Annotated in this window: 23 protein-coding genes; 1 reads left to right on the top strand and 22 read right to left on the bottom strand. The window is 38.0% G+C overall.

Annotated features, from left to right (window positions below; genetic code table 11):
* Positions 1–17: 17 nt before the first annotated feature.
* From ACXYMX_RS06020 to ACXYMX_RS05950, 15 genes are all read right to left on the bottom strand, one after another.
* Positions 18–2,144, bottom strand: a complete 2,127-nt coding sequence (locus ACXYMX_RS06020; RefSeq protein ID WP_459043340.1) for an HD family phosphohydrolase — start codon at positions 2,142–2,144, stop codon at positions 18–20.
* A 60-nt stretch (positions 2,145–2,204) separates the two neighbouring features.
* The gene (locus ACXYMX_RS06015; protein WP_459043339.1) at positions 2,205–3,164 is read right to left on the bottom strand and encodes a PhoH family protein; all 960 of its coding nucleotides are present in this window, start codon (positions 3,162–3,164) and stop codon (positions 2,205–2,207) included.
* A 5-nt stretch (positions 3,165–3,169) separates the two neighbouring features.
* A complete protein-coding gene (locus ACXYMX_RS06010) occupies positions 3,170–4,279 on the bottom strand; it encodes a sporulation protein YqfD (RefSeq protein WP_459043338.1) in 1,110 nt (369 codons plus the stop codon).
* Positions 4,269–4,526 (bottom strand): hypothetical protein, encoded by a 258-nt coding sequence (locus tag ACXYMX_RS06005; protein WP_459043337.1) that lies wholly within the window; start codon positions 4,524–4,526, stop codon positions 4,269–4,271. The genes ACXYMX_RS06010 and ACXYMX_RS06005 overlap by 11 nt, the downstream gene beginning before the upstream one ends.
* Before the next feature lie 51 nt (positions 4,527–4,577).
* Positions 4,578–5,057: a hypothetical protein gene (locus ACXYMX_RS06000; RefSeq protein WP_459043336.1), complete on the bottom strand. Its 480-nt coding sequence runs from the start codon at positions 5,055–5,057 to the stop codon at positions 4,578–4,580.
* 53 nt (positions 5,058–5,110) lie between these two features.
* Positions 5,111–6,109, bottom strand: a complete 999-nt coding sequence (gene floA / locus ACXYMX_RS05995; protein WP_459043335.1) for a flotillin-like protein FloA — start codon at positions 6,107–6,109, stop codon at positions 5,111–5,113.
* Positions 6,109–7,440 carry an NfeD family protein gene (locus ACXYMX_RS05990; protein ID WP_459043334.1) on the bottom strand — a complete coding sequence of 444 codons (1,332 nt, stop codon included), beginning with the start codon at positions 7,438–7,440 and terminating at the stop codon, positions 6,109–6,111. The genes floA and ACXYMX_RS05990 overlap by 1 nt, the downstream gene beginning before the upstream one ends.
* A 275-nt stretch (positions 7,441–7,715) precedes the next feature.
* Complete coding sequence (gene rpsU, locus ACXYMX_RS05985) at positions 7,716–7,889, bottom strand: 30S ribosomal protein S21 (RefSeq protein ID WP_459043333.1); 174 nt, start codon at positions 7,887–7,889, stop codon at positions 7,716–7,718.
* Between the two features lie 107 nt (positions 7,890–7,996).
* Entirely contained in the window at positions 7,997–8,668 is a 672-nt protein-coding gene (gene deoC / locus ACXYMX_RS05980; RefSeq protein ID WP_459043332.1) for a deoxyribose-phosphate aldolase, read from the bottom strand.
* A 125-nt stretch (positions 8,669–8,793) separates the two neighbouring features.
* The gene (gene mtaB, locus ACXYMX_RS05975) at positions 8,794–10,146 is read right to left on the bottom strand and encodes a tRNA (N(6)-L-threonylcarbamoyladenosine(37)-C(2))-methylthiotransferase MtaB (protein ID WP_459043331.1); all 1,353 of its coding nucleotides are present in this window, start codon (positions 10,144–10,146) and stop codon (positions 8,794–8,796) included.
* Between the two features lie 715 nt (positions 10,147–10,861).
* Complete coding sequence (locus ACXYMX_RS05970) at positions 10,862–11,014, bottom strand: hypothetical protein (protein ID WP_459043330.1); 153 nt, start codon at positions 11,012–11,014, stop codon at positions 10,862–10,864.
* Entirely contained in the window at positions 11,011–11,208 is a 198-nt protein-coding gene (locus ACXYMX_RS05965; RefSeq protein WP_459043329.1) for a hypothetical protein, read from the bottom strand. Before ACXYMX_RS05965 ends, ACXYMX_RS05970 begins: the two co-directional genes overlap by 4 nt.
* Positions 11,209–11,655: 447 nt before the next feature.
* Complete coding sequence (locus tag ACXYMX_RS05960) at positions 11,656–12,213, bottom strand: NADPH-dependent FMN reductase (RefSeq protein WP_199171945.1); 558 nt, start codon at positions 12,211–12,213, stop codon at positions 11,656–11,658.
* Between the two features lie 122 nt (positions 12,214–12,335).
* Positions 12,336–13,184 (bottom strand): VOC family protein, encoded by an 849-nt coding sequence (locus ACXYMX_RS05955; RefSeq protein WP_459043328.1) that lies wholly within the window; start codon positions 13,182–13,184, stop codon positions 12,336–12,338.
* Between the two features lie 17 nt (positions 13,185–13,201).
* A complete protein-coding gene (locus ACXYMX_RS05950; protein WP_459043327.1) occupies positions 13,202–13,609 on the bottom strand; it encodes a DoxX family protein in 408 nt (135 codons plus the stop codon).
* Positions 13,610–13,743: 134 nt separating this feature from the next.
* Between ACXYMX_RS05950 and ACXYMX_RS05945 the strand changes: the two genes are divergently transcribed.
* A complete protein-coding gene (locus ACXYMX_RS05945) occupies positions 13,744–14,070 on the top strand; it encodes a winged helix-turn-helix transcriptional regulator (RefSeq protein WP_099690039.1) in 327 nt (108 codons plus the stop codon).
* Positions 14,071–14,390: 320 nt separating this feature from the next.
* Here ACXYMX_RS05945 and ACXYMX_RS05940 read toward each other — a convergent pair whose 3' ends face one another.
* The 7 genes from ACXYMX_RS05940 to ACXYMX_RS05910 form a co-directional block, all read right to left on the bottom strand.
* The gene (locus ACXYMX_RS05940; RefSeq protein ID WP_459043326.1) at positions 14,391–15,332 is read right to left on the bottom strand and encodes a hypothetical protein; all 942 of its coding nucleotides are present in this window, start codon (positions 15,330–15,332) and stop codon (positions 14,391–14,393) included.
* 349 nt (positions 15,333–15,681) lie between these two features.
* Positions 15,682–15,891, bottom strand: coding sequence for a hypothetical protein (locus tag ACXYMX_RS05935; protein WP_459043325.1), 210 nt, complete (start codon positions 15,889–15,891; stop codon positions 15,682–15,684).
* A gap of 56 nt (positions 15,892–15,947) precedes the next feature.
* Positions 15,948–16,253 carry a hypothetical protein gene (locus ACXYMX_RS05930; RefSeq protein WP_459043324.1) on the bottom strand — a complete coding sequence of 102 codons (306 nt, stop codon included), beginning with the start codon at positions 16,251–16,253 and terminating at the stop codon, positions 15,948–15,950.
* A 349-nt stretch (positions 16,254–16,602) separates the two neighbouring features.
* On the bottom strand, positions 16,603–16,785 hold the full coding sequence (locus tag ACXYMX_RS05925) for a hypothetical protein (RefSeq protein WP_459043323.1): 183 nt from the start codon (positions 16,783–16,785) through the stop codon (positions 16,603–16,605).
* Between the two features lie 95 nt (positions 16,786–16,880).
* Positions 16,881–17,411, bottom strand: coding sequence for an SF0329 family protein (locus ACXYMX_RS05920; RefSeq protein WP_459043322.1), 531 nt, complete (start codon positions 17,409–17,411; stop codon positions 16,881–16,883).
* Positions 17,412–17,582: 171 nt separating this feature from the next.
* Positions 17,583–18,023, bottom strand: a complete 441-nt coding sequence (locus ACXYMX_RS05915; protein WP_099634652.1) for a terpene synthase — start codon at positions 18,021–18,023, stop codon at positions 17,583–17,585.
* Between the two features lie 166 nt (positions 18,024–18,189).
* The gene (locus tag ACXYMX_RS05910; RefSeq protein ID WP_459043321.1) at positions 18,190–18,780 is read right to left on the bottom strand and encodes a redoxin domain-containing protein; all 591 of its coding nucleotides are present in this window, start codon (positions 18,778–18,780) and stop codon (positions 18,190–18,192) included.
* Positions 18,781–18,875: the final 95 nt, after the last annotated feature.

The raw sequence follows: 18,875 nt of genomic DNA, 5'->3' as shown, positions 1-18,875 counted from the left end.
ACCGTCGCCTCCTTTATTTAGTCGGGATACTCAATTCGGCTATGAAAAATACCGTTCAAGGTTTCGCAAATTGCACGCTCCACCTTCCTTAACTCCTTCATTGACAAATCACACTCATCAAATTGACCATCATTTAATTTATCGTTAATAATTGCTCGAACGAGCGTAGCAATTTTTTGGGTAGTAGGATCCTTCAGCGATCTGACAGCAGCCTCTATACTATCCGAAATAGAAATTATTGCGATTTCTTTCGTTTGTGGTTTCGGACCCGCGTACCTATAATCTGCTTCAGCTACTTCTTCTCCCATATCGCGAGCTTTTACAAAAAAGTATTTTAGTAAACTTGTTCCATGATGTTGTCTCGCAATATCTACAAGTTCCTTTGGCATCTTATGTTTCTCAAGTAGCTTTGCCCCATCTTCACCGTGTGCAATAATGATGTCGCGACTTTTTTCGGGCGGAAGTGAATCATGCGGATTCTGACTTTCATGCTGATTTTCTATAAAATAACCAGGTCGGATTGTCTTACCAATGTCATGATAATAGCTACCGACTCTTGCAAGTAGCCCATTTGCTCCAATGGCCTCACATGCAGCGTCAGCTAGATTTGCAACCATCACACTGTGATGATAAGTACCTGGTGTTTCAGTTAGCACCCTTTTCAAAAGTGGATGATTCGGACTTGATAATTCAATCAGTCTTATATCTGAAAGCAACCCAAAAACAGATTCGAAAAACGGCATAAGTCCAATGGTGAGCGCACCCGAAAGTATACCTGATGTCACAGCGGCAATCGTATAATATAGGAGTTCTGATAAACTATACGTCGATTGCGTCATCAAAAGATAAAAACCAATGAATAGCATATTGGAAACAGCAACACCTGCACTCGTTCGTAAAATCGTGGAACGCCTTCCTACATTTCCTAACAAATAAAGACTAGTAACCCCACCAAAAAGTATGTATAGTGCTACTTCCATTTGAATAATAGAAGCAAACCCTTCTTGCAACATCACGCCAGCCGTTGCTGCTGTAATGATCGTAGTCATAACTGCAAGTCGCTCATTCGTTAACAATTTTACGAGCATCGGTGCAAGCGCAGTTGGAAATAGAAATGCTAAAAGAACATCAAATTCCCCTTCAATTAAAGCCACGAGTTTCATCAAAGCAACTAACATTAAAAATACAGTTAGTACGATTATCAAAGATTTCTTTTTAACTTGGTTATTTTCTCGCCAAGTTGCAAAGTGCATATAAATAATTGCGGAGATAAACAAAACAAAAATGGCCAAGCCTGCGATTGGCTTCACAGATGATTGATTTGTCAATAAACCAAGGAGTTGAAGCTGTCTGTATACTTCACGATCAATAACCTGACCTTCACGAACGATTACTTGTCCAAGTAAGATTCGAGTTGGCTCTACAGATGCCTTTGCTTCCTCAATTTTCGTTTCAGTCAACTCTTCATTCACTTTTTCTGTTTCTACAATTGCCGACCTACCGATTCCTATAACTGTCGGAAGAACACTTGGAGCAATCGTGTCTGCGAGGCGTAATTTCCGCTCAATTTCATATTTAACAGAAGTTAAATCACTGGCTCGAACGGGTTTTGATAATTCTTCACCAATTGCGGTAGTTAATGTTTTTTGGATAGTTAATAAATCTATAATATCCTGCGTAACTAATTTCAATATCGCTTCATCACTTAAACGCATTGAAGGCTCATTTTCTTCAAGTGTGAGAAGCTTTGCACGTATTTCTTTAAGAAGGTCATTATCCGTAATAACAGAGGAAGATGTATCATCACTATTCGTACGAGAAGAGTTTTTCACCTCAATAATTGAATCGAATAACGAAGTTACAAAAGCTTGTCTGTTTGTTGATATCTCTTCTGAAAATTGATAGAAAGGAGTGACTTCAAGTGCGGCCCTTTCTCTTTCTTCCTCAGTTTTCACAGTATCTTCTATAGTTTTGATTGAGCGGATTGTTTCTGGTGAAACTTTATATTCTTCTAATTCAAATGTTTCTTTAACAACACCACTATACATAAACGAAAAAAGAAGAACTGCTGAAAGACCAATTAAGAATAGGGACAAATATTTAAATTTAAGTGACGTAAAAAATTTAGCGATTGGCTGAAACATTCTATTCCACCCCAGTATACTTTTCTCTAATTTTTAGTTCAGTTAGGAAAGAGCAGTCAATTAGGATGACTGCTCATCTTCGTACGCTTCAATTATTTTTGCGACAATTGGGTGACGAACAACATCACCTTGCTCCAAGTATTGAAAATGAATATCCTTAACATTTTTAAGTACACCTTGGGCAACAATCAAACCCGACTCTGTTCCTCTTGGTAAATCAATTTGAGTAATGTCTCCCGTAATAACCATTTTCGATCCAAACCCTAAACGAGTTAAAAACATTTTCATTTGCGCCTTCGTCGTATTTTGTGCTTCATCCAGTATGACAAATGCATCGTCTAATGTACGACCCCTCATATAAGCAAGTGGTGCAATTTCAATAACTCCACGCTCCATTAGTCTTTCTGTATGTTCAGCGCCAAGGACGTCATGCAACGCATCGTAAAGTGGTCGTAAATATGGGTCTACTTTTTCTTTTAAATCTCCAGGAAGAAAACCTAGACTTTCTCCAGCTTCAACAGCAGGACGCGTTAAAATAATTCTTTTAGCATGCCCAGTTTTCATCGCCTGAACGGCAAGCACTACGGCTAGATAGGTCTTTCCAGTTCCTGCAGGTCCAATACAGAACACCAAATCCCTTGAACGGACTGCCTGAACATATTCGCGTTGTCCTATCGTTTTAGCACGAATAGCCTTCCCTTGTGTATTGCGTGAAATTTCTTCATCATAAAGCTCAGCAAAATATTCAATTGTTCCATTTTTAACCATCTCAAGAGCAGTTACAACATCCCGCTGGTTAATATTTATTCCTTTTCGAATTACTTTGAGTAACTCTTCTAATAAGATTCGACCAGAATTCCGACTAGCTACTTCTCCGCTAATTGAAATCGTTTCTCCTCTTGTTCGTATAGAAATCTTAAGTTCCTCTTCAATTAAATTCATGTTTTGATCGGAAATCCCGAGTAACATTATTACTTCGTCTGGATTTTCGATATGCAGCTGAATTAGTTGATCATCCAATAGGTTCAGTCTCCTTGGGAAATCGTTCTTTTGATGGCAATGTTATCATTAACAAGAAATAATATAGTCCCATTAACTCTATCATTATCGAATGTCACGTGCAAAACTTTTTCTTCTTTAATTAACAAAGTGGCATCTCTTTCAGACAATAACTTTTGTTTTACTAAAGGCACAAGAATAGATTGTTCCATTCCTTCTTCAATTTCTAAGATTTCTTCAACCTCTGTCATATAACGCTCTACTCGAACGAAACGTGAGAAAAATCCTTTCCACCCAACTGGATTAGCAGTTTGTTCATTCACATCATTCCAAGGGGGGGTAAATGCGAAATCTACTTTCTCTTCACCTTGAATCTTATATCGAATAATTTTAGGTAAATCAAACGCATACTCCATCCAATAATCCGCGTAAACTGCACCCTCAGCACCAACTATTGTCGTCTTATCTCCTTGTTCAAGGATGCCTGTAGCTAGCAGCTCACCCTTCTTGGCCGTCTTGTGGACATGAGCGACCCTTTCACCACGAACCAATTCAAAGCGCGTTATTACGCCTCCTGTGCGCGCCACAAGGTCTGCGGGTGGGCCTTGTTCCTTTTCTCTTATTTCTGAAGCAGGAGACAACATCGGGATGACTGTCAGAGTTGCGCCAGTCCGCTTGAATCGCACCCAAGATAACGAAGGGTCGTCTTGCATAAGAAGTCGGCGAATCTCTCCTTCATCCGGAATCAGCATAAGAGGGCGTAATGGAACAATTGAAGATCCTACAAGCTTCTCTTCAATCCGCTCAACAACTTCGGGAATATCCGATTCGACATCTACAGTCCATAAAAAAAACGAGGCGACTAAAGGGATCATAAATAGGACTAGATATCGATAAGACGTTAAAAATGCACCGACAGAAGAATTTTCATCTCTTTGGCTAATACTTACCTTCATTCTATGTCGCTTTCTATACCTTCTAACCAATGCTAGACCTTTCCGATCTGTGTAGAAGTAAGCTGAATTGCCATCTACATAAAGAAATGTGATGTTAGCACCCGCTGACTTTAATTGCGTCAGCATTCCCGAAAGGTTCCCATCTCCATATAGTCTGATTTCGTACTTTTTATGAATCATATAAATCCTCGGTTTTTTCACCTAGACTAATTTCTATCCTCTTAATGGATTCAAAATGAAACACCGCAATTTCTTCCTTCAGCTTATCTACAGTTAACTCTTCCCCCTCTGCCTCAATTAAGTAAGAATCACATTTAATTGTTGCGAAATTGGGACCCAGATTTACTAGTGAGTATGGACCTGTAATTCGCAAAGATGAGAAATCGTCAATTACTACTGATGAACCAAATGCAAACAATTTTTTCATATAAGAAAAACCCCCCGTACATATCCTATGAAATGCACGAGGGATCAATGATTAACGCTTTGAAATTGGCGGACCGAAAATTTCTGAAAATATGACGCCTTTGATAAGATCGTCTTTGTTTTCCGGAATAAAACTAGTTGTACTTAATGATTTTTGAGTACTTGTTGATTTTGAAGCCCTGTTTCCTCTTTGCCTACTTCGGTCAGTAGATCCGGTTTTACGACTTTTACTTTCCACTCGCTTTATTTCACGTTGTGGTTTAGCAATTGGAACTTGTTCACGGACAGATACAACCGGAGGGCTGACTGGGGCAGCCATTTGTCTGTTTTGTTCAATTTCTCGTTCTCTGACCTCTGGTTGCATCTCTCTTTGGATCTCTTCATACATTTCTTTCAGCTTTCCCATCGGTCCACTTTGTGTTTCTTGAGCAGTAAAAGTTTTTACTTCCCCTTTATCTTGCGGTTTTTTCTTTTTACTGCTAAAAAACGAACCGATTAGAAGCATAATGATTAATGGAATTAGACCTTCCATTCATTACATCCCCTTTCCGGGAATTTAAGTTATAAACAAATCTTTAAATCGATTTATTTATTGCTAGTATCGTCTTTTTCTTTCGTAACTTTACCAATCGAATCACGCATTACTGTATCAGCTTGCAGATTCTTATAATTCATGTAATCCATTACGCCAATATTTCCTGAACGTAGTGCATCTGCCATCGCAAGTGGAACTTCAGCTTCTGCAAGTACAACTTTCGCACGCATTTCTTGAACTTGTGCAATCATTTCTTGTTCTCTTGCAACAGCCATTGCACGACGCTCTTCAGCTTTAGCTTGGGCAATACTCTTATCTGCTTGTGCTTGTTCAGTTTGAAGATTCGCACCAATGTTTTCACCAACATCAACGTCAGCAATATCGATTGATAGAATTTCAAACGCTGTTCCAGAGTCTAGTCCTTTAGATAAAACTGTTTCTGAAATCATATCTGGATGTTCAAGAACTTTTGCATGGTTTTCAGAAGAACCGATTGTTGAAATAATTCCTTCACCAACACGAGCAATTACAGTATCCTCACCAGCACCACCGACTAGACGGTCTATGTTCGCACGTACTGTAATACGAGCTTTCGCTTTAACCTCGATACCGTTCATTGCAACACCAGCAATAAATGGCGTTTCGATTACTTTAGGGTTAACGGACATTTGTACTGCTTCAAGAACGTCACGTCCTGCTAAATCAATTGCAGCTGCGCGTTCAAAAGGTAATTCAATATTCGCACGGTGTGCAGCAATTAGAGCGTTAACAACTCGGTCAACGTTTCCTCCTGCTAAGTAGTGACTTTCAAGTTGGTTAATAGAAACATCTAATCCAGCTTTATGTCCTTTAATAAGTGGATTAACAATTCGACTCGGAATAACCCGACGAAGACGCATCCCAATTAGTGTGAAAATACTTACTCTTACTCCAGCTGCCATTGCAGATATCCACAATGCGACTGGTACTAGTGTGAAAAATACAGATAAAATTAGTATTGCAACGAAAATAATTGCAATTGTTGTGATGAAAGCTGCATCAAATACCATTAGTTATTTTCCCCTTTCTCTTCTGATTCCCGAACAACTATTCGAGAACCTTGTACCTTGACTATGATAACACTTTTTCCTCGCTCAATGTAATTTCCTTCAGAAACTACATCGATTCGTTCTCCATCGAGATTTACTGTGCCCGAAGGTCTGAGTGGCGTCGTTGTTTCCGCGGAACGACCAAGTAATTCTACCCGATTAACGTTTGACACGTAACCGCTTTCCGTATCCGTAGCATCCATAAGTACCATCTTATTCAAAAGATGCAACTTCTTACCGAAAAACTTCATTATGATCACCATCCCTGTAATAGCTATAGCTACCGCGATAAGGACAGACATCGTCATAATCTTTGGATCGCCACCCGCCATAATAATACTCCCGACAATCGCGAGCGTACCTATCGTTCCCGCGATTCCTCCTACTAGGAAGAACTCTGCCACAATTAAACTAACCCCAATTAAGAAAAGAATTATCGTTTCATAGCCGGCAAGTCCAGCAACCAGATGTCCATAAAAGAACAACATCAAAGAACTGATTGCCATTGTTCCTGGTACTCCGAATCCCGGTGAATATAATTCTACCACGAGACCGAGTCCCGCAACAGAAAGAAGAATCGGTACTACGATAGGGTTCGTAATAAGTCTAGCTATTTTTTCTGTAAATGTTAAAGAAGTTGAGATAACTTCTGCATTTTCATATCCTGTTGCCTTCAGTAATTCATTGAAATTTGCAACTGTACCTTCACTATATTCGATTTCTAAGGCATCATTTGCCGTGAGTGTAAGAAGCTTATCTTCCCCAGCTCCATACTCAGACACATCTACCGCGGGGTCTGCCATGGCAACCGCATATTTCACTACCCTATTTGACGATTCAGCCGCACTCTTCATTGAAGCAATCCAAGCACTATCCGCTTTTGCACCAGCGGCATTCCCACTAGAGTCTATGACTTGTGCTGCACCCATACGACCTCTAGGTGACATATAAATCTCATCTGCATACAGCGCTAAATAGGCACCAGCAGATAGCGCTCTATCGTTAATATAGGCAACTGTTTTTATTGGAGATTGATCTATTATCTTCGCAATGTCCCCAGCCGCATCTACAAAGCCACCAGGCGTATCGATATCAAGAAAAACTACTTCAGCTCCCGCTTCTTCAGCTTCTTTAAATGATCGCTGTAAAAAAGCTTTCAATCCTTTTTCAACTTCATTCGTAATTGGAACTTTATATACTTTCGTTGTTTTTGCATCCGTTTCCATCAATGGTAATGAGATTGCCGTTGCAAATAAAAGGAACAGGAGTATCCTACTAACTACTTTAGTCATCTTAAATTTCACCTCTCTCCTTACATTTAATTATAATCTTTATACGTTCTAAAAGGGTGAAAGTTTCACTTTTACTCAATAAAAAATTACAGAATGACATAAGTTGTATCTTTTTATGTCTTTTATCTATTATGTTTTATTTTCCACCTGTTTTTTTGTTAATTTAAAAAACCGGTAAATCCATGAAGGATTTACCGGTTACTAACATCAATTTTGAAAGTCAAATATAGAACGAACCCAAAGTTAGTCGCAGGGACACTGGACATCTGCTGAAATTAGAACTTACGTTTTCTAGCAGCTTCAGACTTCAGTTTACGTTTCACACTTGGTTTCTCGTAATACTCACGCTTTCTACTCTCGCGGATTTTTCCACTTTTGGAAACATCTCGTTTGAAGCGGCGAAGAGCATCTTCAAGTGATTCGTTTTTTCGAACAACTGTTTTCGACATATCTCTTGTCCCTCCCTCCGAACAAACCTCGACACATAGCCATGTGCCATGTACTCAAATATTATACCGCACTTTTAAAATCTCGTCAATATAAAACTTTCATTTAATTAATAATCTGACTCAGATTGAAGCCCATTCATAATTTGTACTCCTGAACTTGCACCTATTCTAGTAGCGCCTGCTTGAATCATTTCTTCCATGTCCTCAAAGCTACGAACACCACCAGATGCTTTCACTCCCGCTTCTGGACCAACTACGGCTCTCATTAGCTTTACATCTTCTTGAGTTGCCCCGCCCGTTGAAAAACCTGTAGATGTTTTTACAAAATCAGCACCAGCAACAATTGCCAATTCACAAGCAGTTCTCTTTTCTGCATCCGTAAGTAATGACGTTTCGATGATCACTTTAACAATCGCTTTTCCTTTAGCTGCTTCAACAACAGCTATAATATCTTTCTTAACTGTCTCATCGTCACCATCTCGTAGTGCACCGATATTGATTACCATATCGATTTCTTCTGCGCCATTTTGAATTGCATTCGTTGTTTCAAATGCTTTTACTTCTGAAGTCGATGAACCTAAAGGGAACCCGATTACCGTACATACTTTCACAGGTGACCCTTCCAATTCAACTGCAGCCGTTTTAACCCATGATGGATTGATACAAACAGATGCAAATGAATACGTTTTTGCTTCTTCGCAAAGTTTTAGAATTTCCTCTTTTTTCGCATCAGCTTTTAATAGTGTATGGTCAATATATGTTGCATAATTTGTACTCAAATTAGTTCCTCCTAGTTGTCCGTACTTCTTTAATCATACCAACATGTTGGCATTTTTGCACGAAATAGTCAAAACTGAAATCAAAAAATACCGGGTCGCCACATAAAGTGGGGACCCGGCTTTGTTTACACTTCTTGCTCTTCAAGTACTCTGACGAACTGACCTTCATTATACGGATAACCAGCTTTTACAAGTTTTACACGAACGATTTTTCCAATCATCGATTCATCTGCTGGGAAAGCTACTTTTAAATAGTTATCTGAATAGCCTTCATACATGCCACTCTCTGGATCAAGTTTGTATTTTTCCTCTGGAATAATTTCCAGAACTTCATTCTCAAATGAAGCAGCATATTGCTTAGCAAGTTGATTATTTAACTCGATGAGCTTATGAACTCGTTCATTTTTCACACCTTCGTCAACTTGGTTTTCCATTCGAGCGGCCGGTGTTCCCGTCCGTTTTGAATATGGGAAAACATGCAACTCAGAAAAACGTTGGTCACGGATGAAATTGTATGTATCCATAAATTCTTCTTCCGTTTCACCTGGGAATCCTACAATAACATCTGATGTTATTGCAAGTTCTGGCAACGCTTCTCGTAGTCGATCAAGACGCTCTGCAAAAAATTCCATCGTGTATTTTCGGCGCATTCTTTTGAGAACTGTATCTGAACCAGATTGAATAGGAATGTGCAAATGACGTACAACAATCGACGAGTTTTTCAGAACTTCTATTACTTCATCTGTGAGCTGGCTCGCTTCGATTGAACTGATTCGAAGACGTTTTAACCCTCTCACTTCTGTTTCTAAATCACGTAATAAACGGGCAAGATTGTATTCCTTTAAATCCTCACCGTACCCACCTGTATGAATACCAGTAAGAACCAATTCCAAATACCCCGCCTCAACAAGTTGTTTGGCTTGGCGAATAACTTCTTCTGGGTCACGAGAGCGCATTAAACCACGAGCCCAAGGAATGATACAGAACGTACAAAAGTTATTACAACCTTCTTGTATTTTCAATGATGCACGCGTGCGATCAGTAAATGCAGGAACGTCCAATTCTTCGTAGACTCTATTTTTCATTATATTTCCGACTGCATTTATCGGTTGGCGTTCCGTTTTAAATTCATCGATTAATCCGATCAATTTCGAACGGTCTTGCGTACCAACTACAATATCGACTCCTGGAATTGCCATAATTTCAGCAGGAGAAGTTTGTGCATAACATCCTGTGACACAGACAACCGCGTTTGGGTTTTTTCGAATTGCTCTACGTATAACCTGTCTACTTTTTTTGTCCCCTGTATTCGTTACAGTACATGTGTTTATGACATAAACATCAGAATCTTTCTCAAATTCCCCACGTTCATAACCAGCTTCTTTAAATAATTGCCAAATAGCTTCTGTTTCATAATGATTCACTTTACAACCTAATGTGTGCATAGCCACAGTTTTCGTAGGCTCATTGTTACTCATTTTTATTTATCATCCTTCCATTACACTCAATAAAAATCATGACTTATCCTATAATATCATACTTGCGTGTAATGGGCATAACGCAATCTTACCAGATAGAAAAAACGGTATGCAATCTTCAAAAAAGTTCTGTATGTTAGGCGATACCTTAAGAGAGTGGCGAACGTACGAACACGGCTTTCTTCGAGAGCAAAGTTATAACTTATAAAAAAACTACCCGGGGATAGTTATAAAGAATCCAATTATCCGGAATTGGAAATTGGTTAAATCCGATTCCGGTGTGGTATGGATCATGTTCAAAAACATGATCACTTATTAGTGTGAAAAACAGGACGGTGTACTTGTCAAAGAAGGGTGAAATACACAACTTTAGACTGTTCTTCCTGCAGTGAGTACTTGAAAAAGTAACTTTCCATCCCTATGCAACATTGTACAAACGTCTGGTCAGCCCTAGATCCGTGACAACAGCGTTGGTCTAAACATCCCCGAGGCCGATTTCAATTAGTGCCCATGGATACTGTTAAATCAGCTTTTCTGACAATCTTTGTGTAAAATTTGTGTAAAATTGTTTAAGTTTATACTTTTGTCCGCTTACTCTTTCGGTAGAGTAAGCATTTTTTTATACAACGACTTCCCTTGAATGTTCGGCAATCAGCAGCGTATATAATATGTTCTGCAACGGTTTAAATCCATCATGTTTTTAAACATTGTATCTTTATTTTGATGTCTTGTAAGACGTGTTTAAATATGTAGCTAGTTGCTTTGAATTCATGAATAATACCTCTGATTCAAGTTCTTGTAAATGCTCATCTATTTTTTGAAGATAAAGCTCTTTCTGTTTTTCTTGTTCAACTTCTGTGTTATTCATTTTTCTTCGCCCACCCATTCATTCAGCCACTCGATTTCCTTTTGTGACAAGCCCTGTTCTTCTGTTTCTCTTTCTATTACATGGTGCCAATTCGCCTCTTCCCATTCTAAGTGGGTTTCCCACTCACGCATAACTTTAACTGCCTTTTCTGTTTCTAGTTGCTGTCTAGTTTTGAATGGTATTATTTTCGCCATTTTTGCCACCTCTTCCGACTTGTTCTGTTCCTTCTATAATAATGGTTTCAATCGAAAGAATCAAAAAATCCCAAACTATTTTAGTCTGGACAATCTTGATATCACATATTTTTTTAATTTCTTACATTTCTATTCCTTCATGAAAACCATTCTTCCTATACTAAAATGCCCAGTTAACACAATCAATCTAACATAACCATCATAATACCACACGCTATGTTAGATCCAGATTTCAAATAAAAAAGTAAGCAAATTAAAAGAGCCTAAACCCATGGTATAAAGGGGTTTAGGTTCTTTTGCGAATCGAACATATTTCTACTGTGTTAGATTCGAAAGTTTATTAAAAAATACCTCTTTTTTTATTTATTAACTATAAAATCAACAGTGAGAGAAAGTGAGTATTGTAACATTCACTTTTTCTTTTTTAAAATTGACAAAATCGTAAATTTATCGCACAATTTTTAGTGCACCGCTCCAAGAAAGAACTTGGTCAAGCATAGTATTTGCATTGGCTGCATGGTAATCAGCAGGTTTGAACACACTCATGCTTTCAAAGTCAGACATCAGTGAGAATGTGACTGCCGTACGTACGTCAGCAACTTGTAGCTCACCCAATATTAGACGTAGATTTTCGTGTGCACGCGTACCGCCCAAGCTACCATACCCAACAAAGCCAGCTGCTTTATTGTTCAATTCTGGGTTCAAGAAGTCCAGTGCATTTTTTAGTGCGCCACCGATCGCATGGTTATATTCGGGTGTTATAAAAATATAGCCATCGAAAGAAGCCATTTTTTCCGACCAAGCTTTTATTTGTCCTTCAGCATCTGGTTGTGCATTCGCTGAGCCTAAGAACGGAAGATTATAGTTTGCAAGGTCTACAAGTTCATACTCCGCGTCATTCCGTTTTTCCGCAAAATCATGCATCCATTTTGCTACAGCATCACCATTCCGACCTTCACGTACACTTCCTTGAACAATACCTATTTTCAATTTTTCGTTTGTCATTGTTTTTTCCTCCTCATTAGATCTACCTAATAGTCTGTTTAAAAACCCCACTGTAACAACCACCAATACGATTTATTTCTTACCTGCTTCAATACTTTATCTTTACAAATTTATCACCCTCCTTAAATCCCTAAATAAATACGATTCCCAGAAGGGTCATAAGTAATAAAAGAACCGTTTTCTTCTGTTACAGATGCACCAATACTCTTCAACTGCGCAATAACATTATTCCTTGCTACCTCATCTGCTAAAACAATCGTAAACGACTCAAGACCAACACTATTTAAAGGAGGTGTAGGAGCCCCAACCCCCGCCCAAGTGTTTAAGGCAATTTGATGATGGTATTTACCAGTAGAGATGAAAAGTGCCTGATTACCAAACCGGTTAACCACTTCAAAACCTAGTCCCTTACTGTAAAATTCTTCAGTTTTTTCTAATTCGGAAACATGTAAATGAATATGTCCCATGACTGTCCCAGCCGGTAGGCCTTTCCACGACTGCTGTTTCCCTACGGAAAGAAGGTCTTCAAAATTCAATGGATCCGCTGCCATTGCCACTTCACCGTTAATCCAAGTCCATTCAGAAGGTTCGCGGTCTATATAGATTTCAATGCCATTTCCATCTGGATCTGCCAAATATAATGCCTCACTTACCAAATGATCCGATGATCCATACTGAAAACCAATTTTCATAAAATGATGTACGATGTCCGCTAAATCAGAACGTTTAGGCAGAAGAAGGGCAAAATGATATAAGCCCGTAGTTTTTCCTTGCTTCGGAACAACATTTTCTGGTTGCTCAATTGACAACACACTCGTTTTTCCATCTGTTGTTAGTTTAACTGTCTTATCAGTTTGCTTTAAAATTTGAAAACCAAGAACTTCCTGATAAAACGTAAGTGAACGATCTAAGTCTTGCACCTTAATATTTACGTGACCTACAAAAGTGTTTGGTTTACTATGAAATTTCATATTTATTGCCCCCATTTTTATTTTCCTTCTTCTGAGCGAAAAATTTTATTACCTAACGAGAAAGAAGAGCTGTTTGCAATCGCAAGGAAAATAGCCATAGCAAGTAATGCTAATTCCAATTCATACCCTGCCATTTGACCATCGCCAAGAAATCCTGCCGAGAGTTTTACCGTAAAAATTGCCCCCAGCATAATAACACTAAACAATACTGAAACAATTCGTGTTCCAAGTCCGAGTATCAACATAATACCGCCGAGTAACTCAATAGTTGCAACAATATAAGCTGAAAACCCTAAAATACCAAGGCTTTCAAAAAAACCAACCGTGTTTCCGATGCCCCCTTGAAACTTGGATAATCCGTGAATGAAAAAGGTAAGTCCTAAAATCACTCGTAAAACAACTGCACCTGCATCATTTCTCTTCATTTTCTTTTCTCTCCTATCCCACCACTTACTTTATGTAACTTACTTTATAACGGAAACCTAATTCCGTCAAGTAAGTTGATTACATATTATTTTAACTCGAAATGTTGTATACTACATATAAAGGAGTGAACAGAATGAAACAATCCATTATCTGTCCCCAATTTGAAAAAGCCATCTCGCTTTTAAGTCAGCGCTGGACAGCTTTGATTATCAATCAAATATTATCCGGACCACATCGTTTTTGCACTCTCCAATCTTCTATTGGAATTAGCGGAAAAGTTTTGTCGGAACGCTTAAAAGACCTAGAACAAAAGGGTATTATAAAACGTGAGGTTATACCTGAAACACCTGTTATTATTGAGTATTCATTAACAGAAAAAGGGTATTCATTAGAGCCAGTTTTGAAAGAAATAGAAAACTGGTCTCAGTCGTGGGTGGAGATAGGGAGTGAAGAAACGTAAGGCAATGGTATGTCCTTATCTAACCAATGAAAGATCAATAAGAGTCGGCTGCCCTGCAAAGGCAGCCGACTCTTTCAAATCGAACATATTTGTATTGTGTTAGATTCACTTTCCTTACTTAAACGAACTATTGCACCATCCTCAATGTGCAATAGTTCGCAAGTTTTCCCAATGCTTGATTTTCTGCAATAGCGCCCGATAACTGCATAGTAGTTTATAATTTCGAACTACACTATGGACAGGAATCAATACTTATACTTGAAGAGCCACCATTTGAATGAGTGACAGGCACCATAATACAAACTATTAAAGTTGGTTTCTCATTTCAACGACTCATACAAGTTTTTCAAGATGGTCTTCCTCAGTTGGACTAATTCCGGATAATTATAAAAGAATGCAATCTTTTCATCTGTCATTGTGAAAGGTTCCTTCGGCTTTTCCGTGAAAATGAAATGCACCCACGACTCCGCGATATCTTCCTCCGGATGGCTCACTGCATAAGGCGTCAGGAATTCATCCGCATGCTTATCAAAAAATACGCTCTGAGCTTCTTCACTAGATTCCACATCTATTTCAAGCCATTCTTCATAACGGACCTCCCAGAACCTTTTGAAGTACTGATACATATACGAGTCATTTGAGCTGCAACCTTGAAGTGCATAATATGTTTTACATGCCACAGTCGCTTCCTCAAACTCCTCATCATCTAGTACCGTTTTAGAAGTCGGGGGCACCTCAGAATGGTTCAATGTCAACAAGTGGCCGTACTCATGAATCAAGGTATAGTAGAAATCCTTTATATTTGACGTGTCTTGATAGTCAATCGCCAATTTCCATTGGTCTGTATCCGATGGCAAAGGCTCTACCAACCCAAGTGTATTGTCTGGTCCGTCTGTAAAGAGGACGAACTCTTTCACCATTTTCCTATTCTCTAGAGGAATGATTGTTGAAAACAGCTGCCATAAACGTTCATGTTCCTCTTGTTCCTTAGCAAATGATAGGTTATTTGCGTCATCTGTCAGGATTATACGATTCGTTAAATCATTCCTCGCTACAGAATAGGAAACAACGTCCTGCTCGATGGGTTCGGTTTCTTCCACAAGTGACTCAGGAATATCCAGGAAATCCCCTTCCAGTTGTTGTAGCTTTTGCAAATAGTCTTCCACTAGCACTGGAGGTGGCTGTTGATCTTTTTTAGGTGGTAGTGAACACCCTCCAACTATAAAGAGTGCAATTAATAAAATAACGACTACATTCCTCATAAATTCTAACCTCTTTCAAAAAAATATACGTTACTTCACTAGCGTCGCATTAAAATGAAATGCTCATTGAGAGAAAACATAATATCCCGCAATTAAAGTATGACGTAAAAAGTCCTTATAATGGGTGACAGGTAGTAACCTATCCAAATCCAAAATAAAGGACTCACACATGGGTAAGAATACAGGAAAAACTGCATTTGAGCAATGGGTGGCACCAATTTCACTTTAGAGAAGCGGAGACGTAAAGGAATTATGTGGTGCACAGGCAACCATCACTTATTTAAGAAAATGGCCCTTTTCTTGAAAAACCAAGTTCGGTTAAAGCCCCCGCTACTAGGACAAGGATGGATCAAACTCTCTTGTGATCCGCTAAAAAAAGACCTAATTTAAGTAAAGAATACAAACCGAAGATGATCATTAGAGTTCTTGATATTACATATCCATCAATGGCTAAATCATAGCCCGCGGGGATTAGTATATCTGGTTTAACAATTATAAAAACTGTAATTAGCAGTGAGATTGAAATCAGGATATATGCAAAGCTAGATTTATTACTCATGATTGTCCCCCCTCTATTACGCATGTAAATGGCCTGATAACTGAACAAACTCATAATCAATTAAAAAATAATGGTATAGCAGGTGGTATCCCTGCTTCGGGTAGAAGAAATACAAAAATAGTAAATAGAATTAATAGAGTTGAGAATAATACCGTAAAATAAGGAACGACACGGATTCTTTCTCCAATAATTGATAAAATTGAAAGAATAAATCCCCCCACAGATAGGAAAACACATAATAAAAATGCGTACCACTGATTATAGTTCGCTACTCTGTCTAAACCAGTTGATAAAAATAAGACAATATATACTGATACAAACACGATACCTATAACTGAAAACAATCGTGCATTTCTTTTCATCAAACATAACACCTCACTTTAACCCATTCCATTCAGCAACCTGGCCCGTTTGAAGAACGGATCTTATTAGTGAATTGCGCCCGATTATGTAAATCTCATTAGTTTTTTTTAGATTTCAAACGACTTACTAACCAAATAATAAGTGCAATTACGACAAGCCCGAAAACAAGCACAATCGAACCTAGAATTATTAAGTTAATCATATTAATTCCTCCATTCCCCATAGGAGTCTATTAAGCTGCGTTCTTATGAAGTCCTAAGTCTACGCCCTTAAATCTGGCCCGATTGTTTCACTGGCGCAAGATCCTTGTTACAAGGTTGCGCCATTTTGCAGTTATAAAACAAACACTTAATTATCCAAATCGTCGTCAAGCCAGGATTTCTTCTTTTCCTCTTGATTAGACGTTTTTTTGCGAGATTGTCCTATGACTGAACTGTTAATACCTTCTTTAACAGCTTTATAAATTACAAGATACAGGATGAATAGCCCTGCAATCCAAAGAATAATCATTCCAAAAACTTGACTTGCCATTATATGTCACTCCAATCCTTGTACGACAATTTGACTCGATCGAGGCGCTAACCTTCTGCCGTTAAAGCGCCCGATTCCAGAATAACCAAGACTTCTTAATCGAAACTTACCCCTTCGGCATCACACCTCAATTTGAAAAAGTATTTAATACTTTCATGCTCACTTTCAATAGAGCTATTGAGTTTCTGTAATGTCCTTTTTCCTACTCGTCTGTCAATTAAAGTAAGGATCTTTGTAACAACATCATGTGACCTTAAAGATGCTTCTATTGGAGAGTTCAAGAACTCTTCTAATGCATCAAAAAAATCATATTGCGCTAGGATTTCTTCTGCTTTAATTACTTCATGAGCTTGCAATCCAACATCCAAATTTAACTTTTGGTCATCGATATCATATTCAATATTTTGTTTTTCCCTAATATCACAGTCTTTTCTATACATTGTTCTTTCGGCAGTAATTGTACACATACTTAATATTTCTTTTTTATCAACTGTAATAACAGCCCTTCCCAACTGGTCATGGGCTTTGCGATAATTAATAATATGAAAGTCAATCCGACCTTTTAATGAATCACAGGTGAAACTTTTTAATTGTTTTTTTACTTTACTCCATTTCGGACTATACATTTTTTTACCCCTATATCTTATAAATTTTACTTCGGCTTGTTTAACAATCTATAGCCCTATTGTTGAACGGGTGCAAATCCTTATTCCAGAATTGCACCCGTTTGCATTGGTGTCGGTGACCAAAGGACTTGATAGTTTCAGTTGGAATTTGTTAATCGTGTCTTCCATGGATTAGTCTTGAGATAAATGCAACCAACTTTCAGTATTGATTTCTCGGATTCTGTATGAAGATCCCACGACCTCCAACATCCTTTGATAAGTTTCAGTATTGCAAATGTCGTCTGCATACTCGTATAATTTTACATCTACATATTCTTGTATAATGTAATTTGTAAAAGAACTATTGTTAACTAATAACCCGAAAAACTCTCTTAACATAACGGAATCATCTCTTTTTAAAGGCTCATCACTTAAAAAGTAAATTCTAAACACATTAACTATTTCATTTAAGTCTTCTTCGTCTAAGAAACAAAGAGGATCTAGCTTTTTGTCTTCCTCTGTATAAGGTTTCCGAGTATCTTCGATGATGACATAAGCTAATGCTACATTATCTTTAAAAAAGCGAAAAATCTCTAAATCCCTTAACATTAATTTTCTAACAACTGAAATCATTTTCCACCTATCCTAATATAATTTTAGACCCTATATGCGAAATAAATAGCAAATTCATATTCAGCAAAATGGCCCTTTAAGGGCTTAATCCTTATTCAAGTATTGCACCCGATTGTGCATCTACATAAAAACAGTTCACACGTTCCCAATTCCAATTAACTAATCGCTATTTGATATTATCAATCAATTCTTTAACCTCTTCTTCATTTCTTAGCGACCCTGTAAATCCATCCACTACTATTCCTTCTTCATTTATTAAATATGTCGTTGGATAACTGATAATTTTATATAAATCTTCTACGTCACCTTTATTATCCATTAACACAGGAAAAGTTAATTCATTAGAATCAACAAATTCCTCCATTTTCTCCATATTTCTTTCGCTACTAGTCATATTAACTGCGAGAATCTCTACGTTTTCCAAATCCTTATATTTTTTGTAATAACCCTCCATAAAAGGCATTTCGACTTTACAAGGACCACACCATGACACCCAAAAATTCAAAAATACTTTCTTCCCCCTGTAATCGGACAGTTTAAGTACCTCACCAGATAAACTTTGTAATTCAAAGTCAGGTGCAACGTTATTTTTTTTAATTCCCAACTCTAAATCTGAACTTTTACTCGCTAATTCATTAAACTGATCTTCTATTAAACCACTAGGATACTCTTCCTCCACAAGGCTATTTTTAATAGTCACGGTAATCGAGTCAATTTCATAATTCCAAGCCCTTACATACCAAGGGTTTCTAGGCATAAAAAATAGAGCACCTCCCCAAATCCTGTATAATGTAAGTTACCACACAAACATAAAGACAGGAGAGAGTGCCCTTATGTCCATTATACGACAAC

The organism is Sporosarcina sp. CAU 1771 (assembly GCF_054482775.1).
The sequence above is the reverse complement of the archived record's forward strand: the minus strand, read 5'-3'. Positions and strand labels throughout refer to the sequence as shown.

Coding starts and splice junctions, on each gene's coding strand:
- ACXYMX_RS06010 (WP_459043338.1), bottom strand. CDS start 4,279: ATGATTCATAAAAAGTACGAAATCAGACTATATGGAGATGGGAACCTT.
- ACXYMX_RS05990 (WP_459043334.1), bottom strand. CDS start 7,440: ATGACTAAAGTAGTTAGTAGGATACTCCTGTTCCTTTTATTTGCAACG.
- ACXYMX_RS05915 (WP_099634652.1), bottom strand. CDS start 18,023: ATGATTTCAGTTGTTAGAAAATTAATGTTAAGGGATTTAGAGATTTTT.
- mtaB (WP_459043331.1), bottom strand. CDS start 10,146: ATGAGTAACAATGAGCCTACGAAAACTGTGGCTATGCACACATTAGGT.
- floA (WP_459043335.1), bottom strand. CDS start 6,109: ATGGTATTTGATGCAGCTTTCATCACAACAATTGCAATTATTTTCGTT.
- rpsU (WP_459043333.1), bottom strand. CDS start 7,889: ATGTCGAAAACAGTTGTTCGAAAAAACGAATCACTTGAAGATGCTCTT.
- ACXYMX_RS06000 (WP_459043336.1), bottom strand. CDS start 5,057: ATGGAAGGTCTAATTCCATTAATCATTATGCTTCTAATCGGTTCGTTT.
- ACXYMX_RS05970 (WP_459043330.1), bottom strand. CDS start 11,014: ATGAATAACACAGAAGTTGAACAAGAAAAACAGAAAGAGCTTTATCTT.
- ACXYMX_RS05940 (WP_459043326.1), bottom strand. CDS start 15,332: ATGAGGAATGTAGTCGTTATTTTATTAATTGCACTCTTTATAGTTGGA.
- ACXYMX_RS06020 (WP_459043340.1), bottom strand. CDS start 2,144: ATGTTTCAGCCAATCGCTAAATTTTTTACGTCACTTAAATTTAAATAT.
- ACXYMX_RS05965 (WP_459043329.1), bottom strand. CDS start 11,208: ATGGCGAAAATAATACCATTCAAAACTAGACAGCAACTAGAAACAGAA.
- ACXYMX_RS05925 (WP_459043323.1), bottom strand. CDS start 16,785: ATGGCAAGTCAAGTTTTTGGAATGATTATTCTTTGGATTGCAGGGCTA.
- ACXYMX_RS05920 (WP_459043322.1), bottom strand. CDS start 17,411: ATGTATAGTCCGAAATGGAGTAAAGTAAAAAAACAATTAAAAAGTTTC.
- ACXYMX_RS05930 (WP_459043324.1), bottom strand. CDS start 16,253: ATGAAAAGAAATGCACGATTGTTTTCAGTTATAGGTATCGTGTTTGTA.
- ACXYMX_RS05955 (WP_459043328.1), bottom strand. CDS start 13,184: ATGAAATTTCATAGTAAACCAAACACTTTTGTAGGTCACGTAAATATT.
- ACXYMX_RS06005 (WP_459043337.1), bottom strand. CDS start 4,526: ATGAAAAAATTGTTTGCATTTGGTTCATCAGTAGTAATTGACGATTTC.
- ACXYMX_RS05950 (WP_459043327.1), bottom strand. CDS start 13,609: ATGAAGAGAAATGATGCAGGTGCAGTTGTTTTACGAGTGATTTTAGGA.
- ACXYMX_RS05910 (WP_459043321.1), bottom strand. CDS start 18,780: ATGCCTAGAAACCCTTGGTATGTAAGGGCTTGGAATTATGAAATTGAC.
- ACXYMX_RS05960 (WP_199171945.1), bottom strand. CDS start 12,213: ATGACAAACGAAAAATTGAAAATAGGTATTGTTCAAGGAAGTGTACGT.
- ACXYMX_RS05945 (WP_099690039.1), top strand. CDS start 13,744: ATGAAACAATCCATTATCTGTCCCCAATTTGAAAAAGCCATCTCGCTT.
- ACXYMX_RS05935 (WP_459043325.1), bottom strand. CDS start 15,891: ATGAGTAATAAATCTAGCTTTGCATATATCCTGATTTCAATCTCACTG.